The organism is Amycolatopsis sp. DSM 110486, from assembly GCF_019468465.1.
In the GTDB taxonomy this organism is placed as follows: domain Bacteria; phylum Actinomycetota; class Actinomycetes; order Mycobacteriales; family Pseudonocardiaceae; genus Amycolatopsis.
Window position 1 is genome coordinate 5,628,018 of sequence record NZ_CP080519.1, and the last position, 16,975, is coordinate 5,644,992.

The 16,975-nt window shown below is 70.6% G+C and carries 17 protein-coding genes; 11 read left to right on the forward strand and 6 right to left on the reverse strand.

What is annotated here, in order from left to right:
- The first annotated feature begins 39 nt into the window (after nt 1–39).
- The 4 genes from K1T34_RS27330 (at nt 40) to K1T34_RS27345 (ending at nt 2,577) form a co-directional block, all read left to right on the forward strand.
- On the forward strand, nt 40–465 hold the full coding sequence (locus K1T34_RS27330; protein WP_370643843.1) for a GNAT family N-acetyltransferase: 426 nt from the start codon (nt 40–42) through the stop codon (nt 463–465).
- A 16-nt stretch (nt 466–481) separates the two neighbouring features.
- On the forward strand, nt 482–1,012 hold the full coding sequence (locus K1T34_RS27335) for a gamma carbonic anhydrase family protein (RefSeq protein ID WP_220237650.1): 531 nt from the start codon (nt 482–484) through the stop codon (nt 1,010–1,012).
- Nucleotides 1,013–1,043: 31 nt separating this feature from the next.
- A complete protein-coding gene (locus tag K1T34_RS27340) occupies nt 1,044–1,721 on the forward strand; it encodes a uracil-DNA glycosylase (protein WP_220237651.1) in 678 nt (225 codons plus the stop codon).
- Nucleotides 1,722–1,785: 64 nt separating this feature from the next.
- Complete coding sequence (locus tag K1T34_RS27345) at nt 1,786–2,577, forward strand: alpha/beta fold hydrolase (RefSeq protein ID WP_220237652.1); 792 nt, start codon at nt 1,786–1,788, stop codon at nt 2,575–2,577.
- A 151-nt stretch (nt 2,578–2,728) separates the two neighbouring features.
- Here the strand turns inward: K1T34_RS27345 and rpmB are convergent, their stop codons facing one another.
- The gene (rpmB, locus tag K1T34_RS27350; RefSeq protein WP_091623274.1) at nt 2,729–2,920 is read right to left on the reverse strand and encodes a 50S ribosomal protein L28; all 192 of its coding nucleotides are present in this window, start codon (nt 2,918–2,920) and stop codon (nt 2,729–2,731) included.
- A gap of 222 nt (nt 2,921–3,142) precedes the next feature.
- Between rpmB and K1T34_RS27355 the strand changes: the two genes are divergently transcribed.
- The 3 genes from K1T34_RS27355 (at nt 3,143) to K1T34_RS27365 (ending at nt 7,685) form a co-directional block, all read left to right on the forward strand.
- Nucleotides 3,143–4,738, forward strand: coding sequence for a DAK2 domain-containing protein (locus tag K1T34_RS27355; RefSeq protein ID WP_220237653.1), 1,596 nt, complete (start codon nt 3,143–3,145; stop codon nt 4,736–4,738).
- A 2-nt stretch (nt 4,739–4,740) separates the two neighbouring features.
- Nucleotides 4,741–6,894 (forward strand): ATP-dependent DNA helicase RecG, encoded by a 2,154-nt coding sequence (gene recG, locus K1T34_RS27360; protein ID WP_220237654.1) that lies wholly within the window; start codon nt 4,741–4,743, stop codon nt 6,892–6,894.
- A gap of 215 nt (nt 6,895–7,109) precedes the next feature.
- A complete protein-coding gene (locus tag K1T34_RS27365) occupies nt 7,110–7,685 on the forward strand; it encodes a GNAT family N-acetyltransferase (RefSeq protein ID WP_255637625.1) in 576 nt (191 codons plus the stop codon).
- Between the two features lie 40 nt (nt 7,686–7,725).
- On the opposite strand, the gene K1T34_RS27370 is transcribed toward K1T34_RS27365, so the two are convergent.
- Both K1T34_RS27370 and K1T34_RS27375 read right to left on the reverse strand, forming a co-directional pair.
- Nucleotides 7,726–7,920 carry a hypothetical protein gene (locus K1T34_RS27370; RefSeq protein ID WP_220237655.1) on the reverse strand — a complete coding sequence of 65 codons (195 nt, stop codon included), beginning with the start codon at nt 7,918–7,920 and terminating at the stop codon, nt 7,726–7,728.
- Nucleotides 7,921–7,934: 14 nt separating this feature from the next.
- Nucleotides 7,935–8,573 (reverse strand): TetR/AcrR family transcriptional regulator, encoded by a 639-nt coding sequence (locus K1T34_RS27375; RefSeq protein ID WP_220237656.1) that lies wholly within the window; start codon nt 8,571–8,573, stop codon nt 7,935–7,937.
- 31 nt (nt 8,574–8,604) lie between these two features.
- On the opposite strand from K1T34_RS27375, the gene K1T34_RS27380 reads away from it, so the two are divergent.
- Nucleotides 8,605–9,822 carry an erythromycin esterase family protein gene (locus tag K1T34_RS27380; protein WP_220237657.1) on the forward strand — a complete coding sequence of 406 codons (1,218 nt, stop codon included), beginning with the start codon at nt 8,605–8,607 and terminating at the stop codon, nt 9,820–9,822.
- Here K1T34_RS27380 and K1T34_RS27385 read toward each other — a convergent pair.
- Nucleotides 9,819–10,142: a DUF4288 domain-containing protein gene (locus K1T34_RS27385; protein WP_220237658.1), complete on the reverse strand. Its 324-nt coding sequence runs from the start codon at nt 10,140–10,142 to the stop codon at nt 9,819–9,821. The two genes, K1T34_RS27380 and K1T34_RS27385, sit on opposite strands and share 4 nt — an antisense overlap.
- 137 nt (nt 10,143–10,279) lie before the next feature.
- Between K1T34_RS27385 and K1T34_RS27390 the strand changes: the two genes are divergently transcribed.
- The 3 genes from K1T34_RS27390 (at nt 10,280) to K1T34_RS27400 (ending at nt 15,651) form a co-directional block, all read left to right on the forward strand.
- Entirely contained in the window at nt 10,280–11,212 is a 933-nt protein-coding gene (locus K1T34_RS27390) for a S8 family peptidase (RefSeq protein WP_220237659.1), read from the forward strand.
- Between the two features lie 142 nt (nt 11,213–11,354).
- On the forward strand, nt 11,355–14,732 hold the full coding sequence (locus K1T34_RS27395) for a pyruvate carboxylase (protein ID WP_220237660.1): 3,378 nt from the start codon (nt 11,355–11,357) through the stop codon (nt 14,730–14,732).
- Between the two features lie 121 nt (nt 14,733–14,853).
- Nucleotides 14,854–15,651 carry an arginase family protein gene (locus tag K1T34_RS27400; RefSeq protein ID WP_220237661.1) on the forward strand — a complete coding sequence of 266 codons (798 nt, stop codon included), beginning with the start codon at nt 14,854–14,856 and terminating at the stop codon, nt 15,649–15,651.
- A gap of 150 nt (nt 15,652–15,801) precedes the next feature.
- On the opposite strand, the gene K1T34_RS27405 is transcribed toward K1T34_RS27400, so the two are convergent.
- Together K1T34_RS27405 and K1T34_RS27410 are read right to left on the reverse strand one after the other, a co-directional pair.
- Nucleotides 15,802–16,188 carry a GntR family transcriptional regulator gene (locus tag K1T34_RS27405; RefSeq protein WP_220237662.1) on the reverse strand — a complete coding sequence of 129 codons (387 nt, stop codon included), beginning with the start codon at nt 16,186–16,188 and terminating at the stop codon, nt 15,802–15,804.
- The gene (locus K1T34_RS27410) at nt 16,189–16,902 is read right to left on the reverse strand and encodes a hypothetical protein (RefSeq protein WP_220237663.1); all 714 of its coding nucleotides are present in this window, start codon (nt 16,900–16,902) and stop codon (nt 16,189–16,191) included.
- Between the last annotated feature and the right edge of the window lie 73 nt (nt 16,903–16,975).

The following is a 16,975-nucleotide window of genomic DNA, read 5'->3' on the forward strand; positions in this document are numbered from 1 at the left end:
CGAGCGGTCGCGTACGACCATCCCGACGCGACCAAGCTGATGGCGGAAGTGCAGCTCGAGTACGTGCGCCGCTACGGCAGCGAAGACTCGACGCCGATGGACCCTTCGCAGTTCGTGCCGCCGCGTGGACTGTTCCTCGTCGGTTACCTCGAAGGCGTGCCCGTGGCATCCGGCGCGTGGCGCGCGCACGACGGGCCGGCGCCCGCGTTCAGCCCCGGCGACGTGGAGCTGAAGCGGATGTACGTCGTGGAATCCGCGCGGGGCAAGGGTTTCGCGCGCGTGATGCTGGCGGAGCTGGAACGCACGGCGGTCGCAGCGGGGCGGCTGCGGGCCGTGCTGGAGACGGGTACCGAGCAGCCGGAGGCGATCGCCCTCTACGGTTCGTCGGGCTATACCCGAATCCCGGGTTACGGCGTCTACAAGGACGAACCCGACAACCGGTGCTTCGGCAAGAACCTCGTGTGACCAACGGGAGACGGCTTTGGCGATCTACGCGCTCGGCGACCTCGAACCCTCGATCCACCCGGACGCCTACGTCCACCCCGACGCCACCGTGATCGGCGACGTCCGCATCGGCCCGCGCGCTTCCGTGTGGCCGCAGACGGTGCTGCGCGGCGACCACGGCTACATCGAGATCGGCGAACGCTCCAACGTGCAGGACGGCTGCGTGCTCCACTGCACCAAGCGGCACCCGACGATCCTGGGGCCGTCGTCGGCGATCGGCCACGCAGTGCACGTCGAGGGCGCGGTGATCGGCACCGGCTGCCTCATCGCGTCGGGTTCTGTGGTGCTGAACGGAACCGTGATCGAGGACGGCGGAATGGTCGGCGCGGGCGCGGTGCTGTCGTACAACTCGCACGTGGGCCCGGGCGAGATCGCGCTCGGTGTGCCGGCGAAGGTGCGGCCGAACAAGTCGTTTTCCGCCGAGCAGATCGCCACGGTGGTCGACTCGTACGTGCGCCGCGGCGCACGGTTCCGCGAAGAGCTGCGGCGCCTCGACCCGCCACGGTGACCCCGCTCGCACCGCGCTAGGCTCGCGGGCCGTGACCGCACGACCGCTGCAGGAAATCGTCGAAGCCGGGTGGGCGCAGGCCCTCGAGCCCGTGGCACCGCAGGTCAGCGCGATGGGGGAGTTCCTCCGCGCGGAGATCGCGGCGGGCCGCACGTACCTGCCGGCGGGTGAACACGTGCTGCGGGCGTTCAAGCAGCCGTTCCACGACGTGCGGGTGCTGATCGTCGGCCAGGACCCGTACCCGACGCCGGGCCACGCGGTCGGCTTGAGCTTCTCGGTGGCGCCCGACGTGCGGCCGCTGCCGAAGAGCCTCGTCAACATCTACAAGGAGTACGCCGAGGACCTCGGGCACCCGTTGCCGACCAACGGCGACCTCACCCCGTGGGCCGACCAGGGCATCCTGCTGCTCAACCGCGCGCTGACGGTGCAGCCCGGCAAGTCGAACTCCCACCAGGGCAAGGGCTGGGAGCAGGTGACCGAGCAGGCGATCAAGGCGCTCGCGGCCCGCGACGAGCCGATGGTGGCGATCCTCTGGGGCCGCAATGCCCGCAACCTGCGGCCGATGCTGGGTGAGATCCCGTGCATCGAGTCGGCGCACCCGAGCCCGCTTTCGGCGCACAACGGCTTCTTCGGCTCGCGGCCGTTCAGCCGCGCGAACCAGCTGCTGGCCGACCAGGGCGCGGCGCCGGTGGAGTGGAAACTTCCCTGAGCCTGTCCGGTCGCGGGTCGTCGCTCCGACCTCCAAGGTGAGAACGACACCCAGGAGGACAGCCATGACCACCACCGTCACTTCCGCCGACGGCACGCCGATCGCGTTCGACACCTACGGCGCGGGGTCGCCGGTGCTGCTCGTCGGCGGCGCTGTGAATGACCGGACGACCGTGGCCGCGCTCGCCGTCGTGCTGGCCGAGGCCGGATTCCAGGGCGTTGCCGTTGATCGGCGAGGCCGTGGTGAGAGCGGGGACGCGCCTGTGTACTCGGTGGAGCGCGAGCTCGACGACCTGTCGGCCGTGATCGACGCGGTCGGCGGCTCGGCGGTGGTTTTCGGCCACTCGTCGGGCGCGATCCTGGCTCTCGAAGCGGCGGCCCGGGGGCTGCCGATCACGAAGCTGGCCGTGTACGAGCCGCCGTTCATCGTGGACTCTCAGCGGCCACGCCCTGGTGAAGACCTCGCGGAGCGCATCAGTGCCCTCGTGGCCGACGGTGATCGCGACGGCGCCGTGGAGCTGTTCCTGACCGAAGGCGTGTCAGTGCCGCCCGAAGGCGTGGCGGCCATGAAGGGGCAACCGGTGTGGGACTGGTTCGCCGGCTACGCGCACACGCTGCCCTACGACATCACCGTGACCGGTCCCGGCGGCCGCTTGCCGGCCGACCGGTTGGCCGCTGTCACCGTGCCCACGCTCGTGCTGTCGGGCGGTGCCGGGGAGGCGTGGATGGCCGCTTCGGCCCGGGCCGTCGCCGAAACCGTGCCCCACGCGCGGTACGAGTCGATCCCCGGCCAGGACCACGGCGTCCTCAACGCGCCCGAATCGTTGCGCACCGTGCTGACCGATTTCCTGAGGTGACAAGAGGCGGCTCTATCGAGTGGTGACCACTCGCGGGGGTCCAGGGGGCTTGCCCCTGGCGGGGGTCTGGGGGTTCGACCCCCAGAACACACGTAAGGCGAAAAAAATGGCGAGTGCTCTCCACGAGCACTCGCCATCCCAAGCTTTCGCCTTACCCGCGGACGACCTTGCCCGCCTTGATGCACGAGGTGCACACGTTGAGGCGCTTGCGCTGGGACACGCCGATCTTGGCGTGCACAGTCTGGATGTTCGGGTTCCACCGGCGGTTGGTACGCCGGTGGGAGTGCGAGACCGACTTGCCGAAGCCCGGTCCCTTGCCACAGACGTCGCACACGGCAGCCACGTCGAACTCCTCTGGATATGGGACAAAGAATGGCGCCCAGACCAGCTGGGCAACTCGACCATAGTAACTACTCGTCTGGGTAGGGTCCGCACGGGGTCGTACCTGCAGGAGCGGTACCGGCGAGATTGACTCCGGCAGGATCGACGCCTGCGAGGTCGAGTCCTACGGGATCGACACTCGCGAAGTCGATACCCTCGCGGGAACCAGCGAGGAGGTTACGGGGTGCGGGTGCTGGACGTGGTGGCGGTGTCGGCCTGGTCGGCCGCGTGTGTGCGCAGCCTGGAGGTGCTGCGCCCGGCGATCAACGGCATCAACGTGTACCCCGTCGCGGACTCCGACACGGGTTCGAACCTGCTGCACACGATGACGGGCGCGCGCGACGCGTTGGCCGCCGCGGAGCCGTCCGACGTGGCCGAGGCGCTGACCGTGCTGGCGAAGGGCGCCGTCGCCGCCGCGCGCGGCAACTCCGGGGTGATCATCTCCCAGGTCGTGCGGGGGATCGCCGACTGGGCGGCCGAGGGCGACGACCTCGACGGCGCGGGTCTCGCGGCCGCGCTGGCGCACGCCGACCGGATCGCCACGGGCGCGGTGAGCCGGCCCGTCGCCGGGACGATGCTGACCGTGCTGCACGTCGTGGCCGCAGCCGTCCAGGAGGACACGCGGTCGCTGGCCGATGTCGCCGCCACCGTCGCCGCGGCGGCCGCGGCCGCGTTGGAGGAGACGCCGAAGCAGCTGCCGGCCCTCGCGAAAGCGGGGGTCGTCGACGCTGGAGGGCGAGGGCTCGTCGCCGTGCTCGACGCGCTGGCCGGCGTGATCAGCGGCACCGCGACGCAGCCCGAGCACGAGCTCACGGCCACCGTCGAGGCGCCTGCTGCCGCCGAGCCCGCGCCGTACGCGTGGGAGGTCATGTACCTGCTGGACGGCGTCGAGGAGGCGCGGCTGCCGGCGTTGCGCAAGGAGCTGAGCGGGTTCGGCGACAGCGTCACGGTGGCGGGCGACGGTTCGGGCAGCCACGCCGTGCACGTCCATTGCGCCGACATCGGCGCGGCCATCGAGGCGGGGCTGGAGCTGGGCCGCCCGCGCCGGATCCGCGTCGAACCGCTGCTCACGCCCACGCCGATCGAGCCGGGCGGCGGGCTGGACCGGTCGGTGGTGGCCGTGGTGCACGGCGGAGGGCTGGCCGAGCTGCTGCGGGCCGAGGGCGTTGCCGTGCTGGCCGTGCCCGACGGCGGGAAACCCGGCGTCGAGGACATGATCGGGCTGTTCAACGAGGCCGCGGGCCGGCACGTGACCGTGCTGCCGGGCGGTCTCGATCTCACGGCCGCGGCCGACGCCGCGGCGGGCCACGCGATGGCGGGTGACCGCGATGTCGTGGTGATCCCGTGCACGTCGCCCGTGCAGGTGCTGGCCGCGCTCGCGGTGCACGACGAAGGCCGGCGGGTCAACGACGACGTCGTCGCCATGGCCGAGGCCGCCGCGGCGACCAGGCGTGGCGAGGTGCGGATCGCGGGCGAGGAGTCGCTAACCTGGGTGGGCCGGGCCCAGTCCGGTGACGTGATCGGCCTGGTCGACGACGAGGTGGTGCTGATCGAACCGGCGCCGGCCTCGGAGACGAACCTCGTCGCGGCCGCGATGAGCGTGCTCAACCGGATGCTGACGCTCGGCGGCGAGCTGGTCACCGTGCTGAGCGGGGCCGCCGCCCCGCCGGGCGTGACCGCGGAGCTCGCCGAGCAGCTGCGGCTGGAGCACCCCGAAGTGGAGTTGACGAGTTATGCCAGTGGCCAGGCCGGAGCCGTGCTGCTGATGGGGGTCGAATAGAAATGGCCGGGCTGCGCGAAAAGCTGCCGCTGCTGTTGGGCGCGAAGACGGCGAAAGCGCTGGCGGGTGCGCTGGACATCGAGACCGTCTCCGACCTGCTGCGGCACTACCCGCGCCGCTACGCCGAGCGCGGCGAGCTCACCGACATCGCCGGCTTGGAGCTGGGCGAGCACGCGACCGTGCTGGCGCGGATCGAGAAGATCAGCAAGCGGCGCATGAAGTCGCGCAGCGGCACGATCCTCGACATGGTCATCACCGACGGGAAACGTCGGCTGGCCTGCGCGTTCTTCAACCAGGCGTGGCGTGAGAAGGAACTGGTGCCGGGCAAGACCGGTCTGTTCGCGGGCAAGGTCACGGCGTTCCGCGACACCCTGCAGCTGGCCAACCCGGAGTACGAGCTGCTCGACGCCGAACGCGAAGCCGAGGCCGTCGACAACTTCCTGGCCGAGATCATCCCCGTGTATCCGGCGGCGCAGGGCATGCCGACGTGGTCGATCGCGAAATGCGTGCGGCAGGTGCTCGACGTGCTGGAGGTCGACGCCGACCCGATGCCCGCCGACGTGCTGAAGCAGCACGGGCTGCCCGGTCTCGAACGGGCGTTGCGAGGCATCCACCGGCCCGAAGATTGGGCGCACCTGGAGACCTCGCGCCACCGCCTCAAGTGGGACGAGGCGATGGCCGTGCAGCTGATTTTCGCGCAGCGGCGCCATTCCGCGGTGTCGCGCCCGGCCAAGGCCAGCCCGCACACCGACGGCGGGTTGCTCGACCTGTTCGACAAGCGCCTGCCGTTCGACCTGACTGCCGGCCAGCGCGCGATCGGCGACGAGATCGCCGCGGATTTGGCGACCGAGCACCCGATGAACCGCCTGCTGCAGGGCGAGGTGGGGTCGGGCAAGACCGTCGTCGCGCTGCGGGCGATGCTGCAGATCGTCGATTCGGGGCGCCAGTCGGCGATGCTCGCGCCCACGGAGGTGCTGGCGGCGCAGCACGCGCGTTCGCTGCGGGAAATGCTCGGCGAGCTCGGCATGGAGGGGGAGCTGGGGGCCGCGGAGAAGGCGACGCGCGTGACGTTGCTCACCGGGTCGATGGGCGCGAAGGAACGCAAGAAGTCACTGCTGGAGACGGTGAGCGGCGAGGCAGGCATCGTCGTCGGCACGCACGCGCTGATCCAGGACACCGTGCAGTTCGCCGACCTCGGGTTCGTCGTGGTCGACGAGCAGCACCGCTTCGGCGTGGAGCAGCGCGACGCCCTGCGTTCGCGCGGTTCGGACTCCACTTCGCCGCACGTGCTGGTGATGACCGCGACGCCGATTCCACGCACGGTCGCGATGACCGTCTACGGCGACCTGGAGACGTCCGCGTTGCGCGAGATGCCCGTCGGGCGCTCGCCGATCAAGACGACCGTGGTGCCCGTGGCGGAGAAGCCCGCGTGGCTCGACCGGGCGTGGGAGCGGGTGCGCGAGGAGGTTTCGAAGGGGCACCAGGCGTACGTCGTGTGCCCGCGCATCGGCGACGAGCCCCCGTCGGACAAGAGCGACAAGCGCCCGCCGCTCGCCGTGCTGGACGTGGCGCCGGAGCTGGCGGGCGGGCCGTTGAAGGGCCTTCGCGTGGCGGCGCTGCACGGCCGCATGCCCGCCGACGAGAAGGACGCCGTCATGCGGGCCTTCGGCGCCGGCCAGATCGACGTCCTCGTGGCGACCACCGTCGTCGAGGTCGGCGTGAACGTCCCCAACGCCACCGCCATGGTCATCCTCGACGCCGACCGCTTCGGCGTGAGCCAGCTGCACCAGCTGCGCGGCCGCGTCGGCCGGGGCAGCGTGCCGGGCCTGTGCCTGCTGGTGACGGAGACGTTGGACGGAACCGCCACCCGCGAACGCCTCGCCGCCGTCGAATCCACCACCGACGGCTTCGAACTCTCCCGCCTGGACCTCGAACTCCGCCGCGAGGGCGACATCCTCGGCGCGGCCCAGTCCGGGAAACGCTCGGGCTTGAAGCTGCTGTCGCTCCTGCGCGACGAAGACGTGATCACCGAGGCGCGCGCCCAGTCGCAGGAAATCGTGGTGCGCGACCCGACGCTCGCTTCGTACCCTGGCCTGGCCCAGATGGTGTCCGATGTGGTGGACATGGAGCGCGCGGAGTACTTGGAGAAGAGTTGACTGCCTCGGAGCCGTCGGAGCCGTCGGAGCCGTCGGAGCCGTCGGAGCCGTCGGAGCCGTCGGAGCCGTCGGGCCGTTCGGCTGGTTCTGGCTCAGGTTCGCGTTCGCGCTCCGGCGTTGTGCCTGCTTCGGGCTCTGGCTCTGGTGCGGAGCCTGCTTCGGTGTCCGGTGCCGGCTCCAGGGCGGTGCAGTCGTCGACCTCCGGCTCTGGCGCTGTGACTTCGTCGGGCTCCGCTGCGTCCGGCCTGGCGACCACACCTGGCTCGACTGCCACCGTCCGCCCGGCCGTCGTCGCGGACGCTCCCGGCATCGCACGCGTGCACGTCGGCTCCTGGCAGGCGGCCTACGCCGGCCTCCTCCCGGCCGACTTCCTCGCCGGCCTCTCCGCGTCCCGCCGCGAAACCTTCTGGGCGGAAAGCCTGTCCGCCCCGGCGCCCCGCCACACCGTCCTCGTCGCCGAAACCCCCGACGGCACCATCGCCGGCTTCGCCGCCTCCTGCCCCAGCCGCGACGATGACGCCACCCGCGATACCGGCGAACTCGCGTCGATCTACCTGCTGCCCGAATTCTGGAGCCAGGGCTACGGCCGCGCCCTCCACTCCCACGCCCTCACCGCCCTGGCCACCGACTTCCGCACCGCCACCCTCTGGGTCCTCGCCGGCAACACCCGCGCCCGCACCTTCTACGAACGCACCGGCTGGACCCCCGACGGCCGCACCAAGGTCGATTCCCTCGCGAACGGCACGGTCACCATCGACGAAGTCCGCTACCGCACCTCTCCCCGCGGGTGACCCTTTTCGCCCCTCAACGGCGATCACCGGTTTTACCTGGTCAGGACTGCAACGCCCGCACGCACAGGAACACCGGCTTTGTGTTCAGCACCTCGAACATCTCGGGCCAAGACAGTCGGCAGCCGAGGTCTGTCGTGGTCACCCGAACTCTTTCGGAGAAGCCGGATTCCCGCCGCCGCAGGGGCTGCGTAGCGGCGGCGACGATCATCGCGGCCCACAACTCGTTGCCACTCACCGGCGACACCGACGTCAAGCCCCTGATTCCGCGCCCTCACCCGCCGCATCCCGCACGAAAACCCCCGCCCGCGCCGCCGCCGCAGCTGCCTCCGCTGCCACCCGCGCGTCAGCCGCCGTCACCGACTCCCGGGAGATGAACAACCGGTAGAAGATCGGCCCGCTCGCCACCCGCACGACCTCCGCCGAGTCGGTCCAGGCGGGCACCTCGCCCCGCGTGATCGCCCGCGTGACCATCACCACCGAGCGGCCGTGCCGGTCCTCGTAGAACCCGTGCAGCGCCTCCGCAGCACGCGGGGAGTGGAAGGCCGCCAGCACCGACGCCGTCGGGAGCTCGCGCAGGCCGGGCTCGGTGAAGTACTGCACGAGTTCCAGCAGCGTCTCCGCCAGGTCGCCGGCCAGGGAGCCGGTGTCGGGCGCCGTCCACGGCTGTTCGGTGCCCATGCGCAGCGCGGCGGCCACGAGCCCGTCCGTCGACTCCCAACGGCGGTAGATCGTGGTCTTGTGCACGCCCGAGCGGTCGGCGACCGCGTCCACCGTGAGGTTCGTGAACCCCTGCTCCGCGAGCAGGTCGAGCGTCGCCTGCAGCACGGCGAGGCGCGTGCGTTCCGTGCGCCCACCCGGTCGGCGGGTTCCGGCCAATTCGCTTGCCAAGTGCGACTCCAGTTGCGTTAGTGTGCCCAGTATGCCAGACCTCGACTTCCGCACACCTTTCTCGCCCGACGACGTCTCATCGATCGCCGACCTGATCGGAGACGCGCGCATCGTCGCGATCGGGGAGAACAACCACCACATCCGCGAGTTCGGCGAGCTCCGCAACCGGCTGCTGCGCCACCTCGTCGAGGAACGCGGCTTTACCGTGCTCGGGTTCGAGTCGGGGTTCGCTGAGGGCGAGCTCGTCGACGGCTGGCTGCGCGGCGCTCCGGGTGACGTCGCCGAAATCGGGCGAGACGGCTTCACCTTCTCCCTCGGCGACTCACCCGAGGCGCACGACATGCTCACCTGGCTCCGCGGCCACGGCGGCGTTCGCTACGCCGGCCTCGACGTCCCGAGCTCCGGCGGCTCACCCGTGCCCGCGCTGAAAGCCGTGCAGCGCTACCTCGAGGACGTCGCCCCCGACGTACTCCCGCTGGTCGAGGCCGGCCTCACCGCTTCGGAGCCGTATGCGTCCGTCAGCAGTGCCGTCGCCCCTGGCCGTTACGCGGCGATGGCCGCCCCCGCGCGCGACGCCGCGACGGCAGCCTTCACCGCCCTCCTGTCCCACCTGAAATCGCTGGCACCCGTCTACTCGCAATGGCGCGACCGGGACGCTCACGCCATCGCCGAGCATCACGCCCTCGGCGCCCTGCGCATCGACATGTACCTGCGCGAGCTGGCGGCGATGATGGCGGGCGTCGCGCCGCCGATGCAGAGTTCGTCGCGCGACACGTACATGGCATCGACAGTGAAGCTGCTTCGCCGCCTGCACGGCGAAGGCGCGAAGATCGTCGTGATGGTCCACAACGGACACCTCCAGCGGGTCCCCTTCGCCGCGGCGCCCGGCATGGTCTTCCCCACGGCCGGCACGCACCTGGCCGCCGAGTTCGGCAACGACTACTTCACCCTCGGCGTCACCGCCGGCACCGGGACCACCAGCGGCCTCACCCCGGACGAGGGCGAACGCCTCGGCTTCCGCGTCCACACCGAAGAGCTCCCGCCGCCGGGCGACGACAGCGTCGAAGCCACCCTCGCCGGCTCCGACGCCTGCCTCGTAGACCTGCGTACCAACCGCACGAAAGGCGTGGCGGGCCCGACGAGCATGCGCCACGCCCACATGTTCACCCAGGTGGACGTCGTCCAGGCCTTCGATGCCCTGGTCTACCTGCCGACGATGTCCGTCAGCGACCACGTGCCCCGGAGCTAGTCTGCCATCAGCGGTTCGAATCGCCGATAGGCGGCGAAATCGCGGAAGTGCCGGGCGTACAGGTCGGCGTCGTGCGTGAGGTCGTCCTCGAGGGCGCGCGCGACGTCGACCACCCGCTTGCAGCGCAACGTGATCAGCTCGCCCTGCTCGTTGCGGTGGCTGCCCGTCTCGCCTTCGACGCGCCGGGTCACGGCTTCGCGCGCGGCTTCTTCGCTCTCGGCGTACACGAGCACGAAGTCTTCGCGGTACAGCGGTTCGTACGCGGGCGAATCGCTCGTTGCCTCGTAGAGGACAACGGCGACGTACGCGTTGGCGCTCATCGTTCCCCCTGGTTCGCTCCATGATCACTTTCGCCGCGCACCGGCGAGTGGGCAACCGGATTTCGAGCCCAAACACGGACCAGCCCATCGTGTGACGTCGAGTTGCCGTCGCCGCGCGCTCGGGATACGACGCAGGAATGCGGAACCGAACGGCTCGTGGTCTTTTTTCGGCGACAACGGTGTTCCTGCTGGTGGTGGTGGGAAACTCGCCCGCGCTCGCGGCCAGCGGCACGCAGGTCAACCCGCCGAGCTGGGCGCTCGACCGGATCGATCAACGGACGGGCCTCGACCAGAAGTACCGCTACGAATCCGACGCCGCCGACGTCACGGTCTACGTGATCGACAGCGGCGTCGACGCCAAGCACCCCGACTTCCAGGGCCGCGTCCAGCCGGGCAAGGACTTCCTGACGACTGGCGCCGATACCTCCGACACCAACGGCCACGGCACCCGCGTCGCCGGCATCGTCGCCGGTCGTAGCTACGGCGTCGCCAAGGCCGCGCAGATCTTCCCGGTCCGCGTGCTCGACAAGGACGGCGGCGGGTCCACCGACAACATCATCGCGGGCATCAACTGGGTCGCCCAGAACGCCCACCAACCGGCCGTCGCCGTGCTCGGTATCGGCGGCGTCGCCAACGAGCAGCTCGACAACGCCGTGGCCGGCCTTGCCGCGGTGATGCCCACCGTCGTCCCCGCGGGCGAAGGCGGCGAAGACGACAGCCAGGTTTCGCCGGCGAGGGTCCCGGCCGCGCTCACCGTCGCGGCGAGCGACGTGCAGGATCAGGTGGCGAATTTCTCAGACTTCGGGACGCCCGTCGACCTCTACGCGCCGGGCGTCGACATCCCGGCGCCCATCGCGGGCTCGTCGGACGTCGGCACGTTATCGGGTACGTCGATGGCCGCGGCCGTCGTCGCAGGCGCCGCTGCCGTCTACCGATCCCTGCACCCGGACGCCGCGCCGGCCGACGTCGACAAGGCGTTGGTGCAGGCAGCGACCCCGGACGTGCTGAAAAACGTGCCTTCCGGCACTGCCAACCGTTTGCTCTGCACCCTGGCCGCACCGACGTCCTGACTGTTGCGGCGAGCCCCGGATCCCCGCATCATGCACGCAGGTCGGCGCGCATGATGTCCATCACTTGGACTTCAGCTCCCGGAGGGCGAGAAGAACCGGGTAACGTGCCTTCACTACCGATCCGAAACGGGAAGGACCGGGCATGTTCCGCAAGGTGCTGGTGGCCAACCGCGGTGAGATCGCGATCCGAGCGTTCCGCGCAGGCTACGAACTGGGGGCGGGCACGGTTGCCGTGTTCCCGCACGAAGACCGCAACTCGCTCCATCGGCTGAAGGCCGACGAGGCCTACGAGATCGGGGAGCCCGGCCACCCGGTGCGCGCCTATCTCTCCGTCGAGGAGATCGTCAAGGCCGCCAAGAAGGCGGGTGCCGACGCGGTCTACCCGGGTTACGGCTTCCTGTCGGAGAATCCGGACCTGGCGCTCGCCTGTGAGCAGGCGGGGATCACTTTCGTCGGCCCGAGCGCCGAAATCCTCGAGCTCACGGGCAACAAGGCGCGCGCCGTGAAGGCCGCGCGCGAGGCTGGCGTGCCGGTGCTGGGTTCGTCGGAGCCCTCCAGCGACGTCGACGCCCTGGTGGCCGCGGCCGACGACCTCGGTTTCCCGGTGTTCGTCAAAGCCGTCGCCGGCGGCGGTGGCCGCGGCATGCGGCGCGTCGAGGACCCGGCGATGCTGCGCGAGTCCATCGAAGCCGCGGCCCGCGAGGCCGAGTCGGCCTTCGGTGACCCGACGGTGTTCCTCGAGAAGGCCGTGGTCGACCCGCGGCACATCGAGGTGCAGATCCTCGCCGACGGCGAGGGCAACGTCATCCACCTCTACGAGCGCGATTGCTCCGTGCAGCGCCGCCACCAGAAGGTGGTCGAGCTCGCGCCCGCGCCGAACCTCGACCCCGAGCTGCGCGACCGCATCTGCGCCGACGCCGTGCGCTTCGCGCGCAAGATCGGCTACCGCAACGCCGGCACCGTCGAGTTCCTGCTCGACCGCCAGGGCAACCACGTGTTCATCGAGATGAACCCGCGGATCCAGGTCGAGCACACGGTGACCGAGGAGGTCACCGACGTCGACCTCGTGCAGTCCCAGCTGCGCATCGCCTCCGGCGAGACGCTGGCCGACCTCGGCCTCTCGCAGGACAAGATCTACCTGCGCGGCGCCGCGCTGCAGTGCCGCATCACCACGGAAGACCCGGCCAACGGCTTCCGCCCCGACACCGGCATGATCAGCGCCTACCGCTCCCCGGGCGGCTCCGGCATCCGGCTCGACGGCGGCACCGCGTTCTCCGGCACGGAGATCAGCGCCCACTTCGACTCGCTGCTCGTGAAGCTCACCTGCCGTGGCCGCGACTTCAAGACCGCCGTGGGCCGCGCCCGCCGCGCGGTCGCGGAGTTCCGCATCCGCGGTGTCTCCACGAACATTCCGTTCCTGCAGGCGGTGCTCGACGACCCGGACTTTCGCGAAGGCCGCGTCACCACGTCGTTCATCGAGGAACGCCCGCACCTGCTCACCGCCCGCCACTCGGCGGACCGCGGCACGCGCCTGCTCACCTACCTGGCCGACCAGACGGTGAACCGCCCCCACGGCGAGCGCCCGCGCACCCTCGACGCGACGGCGAAGCTGCCGAAGCTGCCCGCCGACGTGACACCGCCGGACGGCTCGAAGCAGAAGCTCACCGAGCTGGGCCCGGCCGGCTTCGCCCGCTGGCTGCGGCAGTCGCCGATGCTCGGCGTCACCGACACGACATTCCGCGACGCCCACCAGTCGCTGCTCGCCACGCGCGTGCGCACGAAGGATCTGCTGGCCGTAGCCCCGGTCGTCGCCGCGACCGTGCCACAGCTGCTGTCCCTCGAGTGCTGGGGCGGCGCCACCTACGACGTCGCTCTGCGCTTCCTGGCCGAGGATCCGTGGGAACGCCTCGAGCAGCTGCGCAAGGCCGTGCCCAACATCTGCCTGCAGATGCTGCTGCGCGGCCGCAACACCGTGGGCTACACGCCGTATCCCACCGAGGTGACGCACGCCTTCGTCGAGGAGGCGGCCGCCACCGGCATCGACATCTTCCGCATCTTCGACGCCCTCAACGACGTCGAGCAGATGCGGCCGGCCATCGAAGCCGTGCGCGAAACGGGTACCGCCGTCGCCGAAGTGGCGCTCTGCTACACCTCCGATCTCTCTGATCCCCACGAAAACCTCTACACGCTCGACTACTACCTCAAGCTGGCCGAGCAGATCGTGGGCGCCGGGGCGCACATCCTGGCCATCAAGGACATGGCTGGCCTGCTCCGCGCACCAGCCGCCGCGAAGCTCGTGACGGCGCTGCGCAAGGAGTTCGACCTCCCCGTGCACATCCACACGCACGACACGGCGGGCGGCCAGCTGGCCACCTACCTCGCCGCGATCCAGGCGGGCGCGGACGCGGTCGACGGCGCCGTGTCATCCATGGCCGGCACCACCTCGCAGCCGTCGCTCGGCTCGATCGTCGCGGCGACCGACCACTCCGACCGCACCACGGGCCTCGACCTGCAGGCGATCGGCGACCTCGAGCCCTACTGGGAGAGCGTGCGCAAGATCTACGCGCCGTTCGAGGCCGGCCTCGCGTCGCCCACGGGGCGCGTGTACCACCACGAAATCCCGGGCGGCCAGCTCTCGAACCTGCGCACGCAGGCCATCGCGCTGGGCCTCGGCGACCGCTTCGAGGACATCGAGGCCATGTACGCCGCGGCCGACAAGATCCTCGGCCACCTCGTGAAGGTCACGCCTTCGTCCAAGGTGGTCGGCGACCTCGCGCTGCACCTCGTGGGCGCCGGCGTCTCACCCGCGGACTTCGAGGCCGAGCCCAACAAGTTCGACATCCCGGACTCCGTGATCGGCTTCCTGCGCGGCGAGCTCGGCGACCCGCCGGGCGGCTGGCCGGAGCCGTTCCGCACCAAGGCTCTGGAGGGCCGTTCGGCGGCCAAGCCCGTGGCGGAACTGTCCGAAGAGGACCGCAAGGATCTCACCGACAACCGGCGCGCGGCCCTGAACCGGCTGCTGTTCCCCGGCCCGACTAAGGAGTTCGAAGCCCACCGCGAGGCCTACGGCGACACGAGTGTGCTGTCCAGCAAGGACTTCTTCTACGGTCTGCGCCCGGGTGAGGAGTACGCGGTCGACCTGGAGCCCGGCGTCCGGCTGCTCATCGAGCTCGAAGCCATCGGTGAGGCCGACGAGCGCGGTGTGCGCACGGTGATGTCGACGCTCAACGGCCAGCTCCGGCCGATCCAGATCCGCGACCGTTCCATCGCCTCGGACGTCCCCGCGACCGAAAAGGCCGAGAAGGGCAACCCGAAGCAGATCGCGGCTCCCTTCGCCGGTGTGGTGACGCTGCAGGTGGCGGAAGGCGATCAGATCGAGGCCGGCGCGACCGTGGCGACGATCGAGGCGATGAAGATGGAAGCTTCGATCACCGCGTCGGCGGCGGGCAAGGTCGGTCGGTTGGCGATCACCTCCGTTCAGCAGGTCGAGGGCGGGGACCTCCTCATCGTGCTCGAGTAGCGCGTCGCTGCGCCAGTTTCGACCGTCGCGAACGGTCCGTTCGTGCCATCACGGCGCGAATGGACCGTTCGCGCCGTGATGGGCTCGTCTCGACCGGCGTCGCCGCGCTAACGTCGGGCGCATGCTGATCAACGCGGTGCCGCAGTGGCAGGGCGCGATCGGCCCCCGGGCACGGGGACTGGTCGAGGGCTGCCTCGCGCTTTCCGAGCTGGCCGGGCACGTCCTCGGCCTGCCGGTGCACCACATCCACCAGGACCCCGAAACCTCCGACGCGGTGTCGGGCGTCGCCAACCGGGCCGTGCTCACGGGCACGAACCGAGGGGCGCAACTTGCCGCGCTCGAAGCACCTGGCGGCCCGGTCCTGACGATCGGCGGCGACTGCGGAGTCGAGCTCGTGCCGATCGGCGTCGCGCGGTACCGCTACGGCCCGGCGCTCGGCGTCGCCTGGTTCGACGCGCACCCCGATCTGAACACGGCCTCGTCGTCGCCGTCGGGCGCGTTCCACGGCATGGTGCTGCGGTCGCTGCTCGGCGAAGGCGACGAGCAGTTCGCGGCGAGCCCGGCTGTCGAAGCCGGCCGGGTGGCCTTGTTCGGCACGCGGGCTTTCGACGCCCCGGAGGAAGAGGCCATCGGCCGAGGTTTGGCTGTACGCACCGACAATGCCGTCGCGACGCTGCGTGAGTCCGGCGGTGAGCAGGTGTACTTGCACCTCGACCTCGACGTCCTGGACCCGGCGTCCTTCGGTGGCGTCAACTACCCGGAGCCCGGTGGGCTGACGGTCAGCGAGCTTGTCCGGGCGATCGATGCACTGTCCGAAATGGACGTCATCGGCGCGGGGATCACGGAGTGCGTGGGCATAGAGCTCGAGATCCTCGAGCCTGTGATCGCCGCGGTGGGGAGGGTGCTGCTGCAGGACTGAACCCGTTTGCCCACGGGCGGATTCCGCTTCGGCGGTGATCTTCGCCCCGGTGCGCGACCACGAGTGAGTACGGCCAGAAGGAGGTGTGCCCGAGCCGTACCGGATGTGGTCTGCGAAGTGGCGAAAAGCTCGCCGGCCGGGTTCAGGGGATCATTGTTGGTCCTGCGGAACGTCGCTCAGGGCTGCCCGCGCGGCGTCGACGGCTTCCTCAGGATCGACACCCAGCTCCCGGACGCGCTGGGCGTACTCGGCGGCAGCATCGCGCAGTAGTGAGGCGCGGTCCGGCCGCTCGGTCGAGCTGGTGACGACTGTTCCCTTGGCGCGAGCCGTGGTCACCCAGCCGGCGGCCTCGAGTTCGCGGTAGACGCGGGCGATCGTGCCGGAGGCGAGCCCGAGGTCTCGGGCGAGCTGGCGGATCGGCGGCAGCCGGGCGTCGACCGGCAGCGCGCCGGTGCCGATCGCGCGGACGATCTGGTCGTGGACCTGGCGCCACGGCGCGACGCCGTTGTTGGCGTCGACGGTCACTCGCAACGGCATCTACTTCGCCGTCACCGGCGCGGGCAGTTTCCGCGGCGGCGTGGCGATCGCGATGAACGCGGCCAGCGTGACGACGAACGCCAGGAACGACGCCAAGTTGCCGCCGGGCCAGGCGCACATGCCGGTGGCGAGCCCGAGCGCGACGCGTGCGCTCCGGCAGCGCAGCGCCAGGTCGACGTCGGGATCACCCGCGGCCGGCCGTCGGACGGCGAGGAGCACCACGCCCCACGCGACGGCGGTGGCCGCGACGGTGATGCCGAACAACGTCCATTCGCCGATCACGGCGAGGTGGACCGCGGCGGCGAGCGCTGCCAGCGCGGAGACGACGATCGCCCACAGCGGGGCGAAGTCGAGGATGCCGCGTGGCGCCAGCACGGCTTCGCGTCGCGCGCTCGGAGACGGACGTTGCGCGAGCACTTCGGCGATCAACCCGCCGAGGAGGAGCACGGTCATGATCGCGTTGAGGTCGATGGAGTTCGCGAAGTCCGCCGCGCCGGGAATGAACGGGAGGCCCACGAAGAGCCACGGATACCAGAACCTGCGGCGACGCAGATAGTGCACGGCCACGGACACCTGGTCCGGGGTTGCGTCCGGCAAGCCCCATTTGGCGAGCAGGCGCGCGCCCTGGCGTTGGCCTGGCCAGAGCACGAACAGGATGGCCAAGCCGAACAGGCCGCAAGCGATCGCGACGCCGACCACGGAGTCGAGCTGCATGGTGTGATCCCCCTGTCTTGTATCAAGTGAATGATACAAGACGGATGGGCGTCGTGCACAGCGCCGGTCCCGT

What these genes read in the sequence shown, in the direction of transcription:
- K1T34_RS27395 (WP_220237660.1), top strand. Translation starts at nt 11,355, where the DNA reads ATGTTCCGCAAGGTGCTGGTGGCCAACCGCGGTGAGATCGCGATCCGA.
- K1T34_RS27345 (WP_220237652.1), top strand. Translation starts at nt 1,786, where the DNA reads ATGACCACCACCGTCACTTCCGCCGACGGCACGCCGATCGCGTTCGAC.
- K1T34_RS27400 (WP_220237661.1), top strand. Translation starts at nt 14,854, where the DNA reads ATGCTGATCAACGCGGTGCCGCAGTGGCAGGGCGCGATCGGCCCCCGG.
- K1T34_RS27390 (WP_220237659.1), top strand. Translation starts at nt 10,280, where the DNA reads ATGCGGAACCGAACGGCTCGTGGTCTTTTTTCGGCGACAACGGTGTTC.
- K1T34_RS27385 (WP_220237658.1), bottom strand. Translation starts at nt 10,142, where the DNA reads ATGAGCGCCAACGCGTACGTCGCCGTTGTCCTCTACGAGGCAACGAGC.
- recG (WP_220237654.1), top strand. Translation starts at nt 4,741, where the DNA reads ATGGCCGGGCTGCGCGAAAAGCTGCCGCTGCTGTTGGGCGCGAAGACG.
- K1T34_RS27330 (WP_370643843.1), top strand. Translation starts at nt 40, where the DNA reads ATGGCGGAAGTGCAGCTCGAGTACGTGCGCCGCTACGGCAGCGAAGAC.
- K1T34_RS27405 (WP_220237662.1), bottom strand. Translation starts at nt 16,188, where the DNA reads ATGCCGTTGCGAGTGACCGTCGACGCCAACAACGGCGTCGCGCCGTGG.
- K1T34_RS27380 (WP_220237657.1), top strand. Translation starts at nt 8,605, where the DNA reads ATGCCAGACCTCGACTTCCGCACACCTTTCTCGCCCGACGACGTCTCA.
- K1T34_RS27410 (WP_220237663.1), bottom strand. Translation starts at nt 16,902, where the DNA reads ATGCAGCTCGACTCCGTGGTCGGCGTCGCGATCGCTTGCGGCCTGTTC.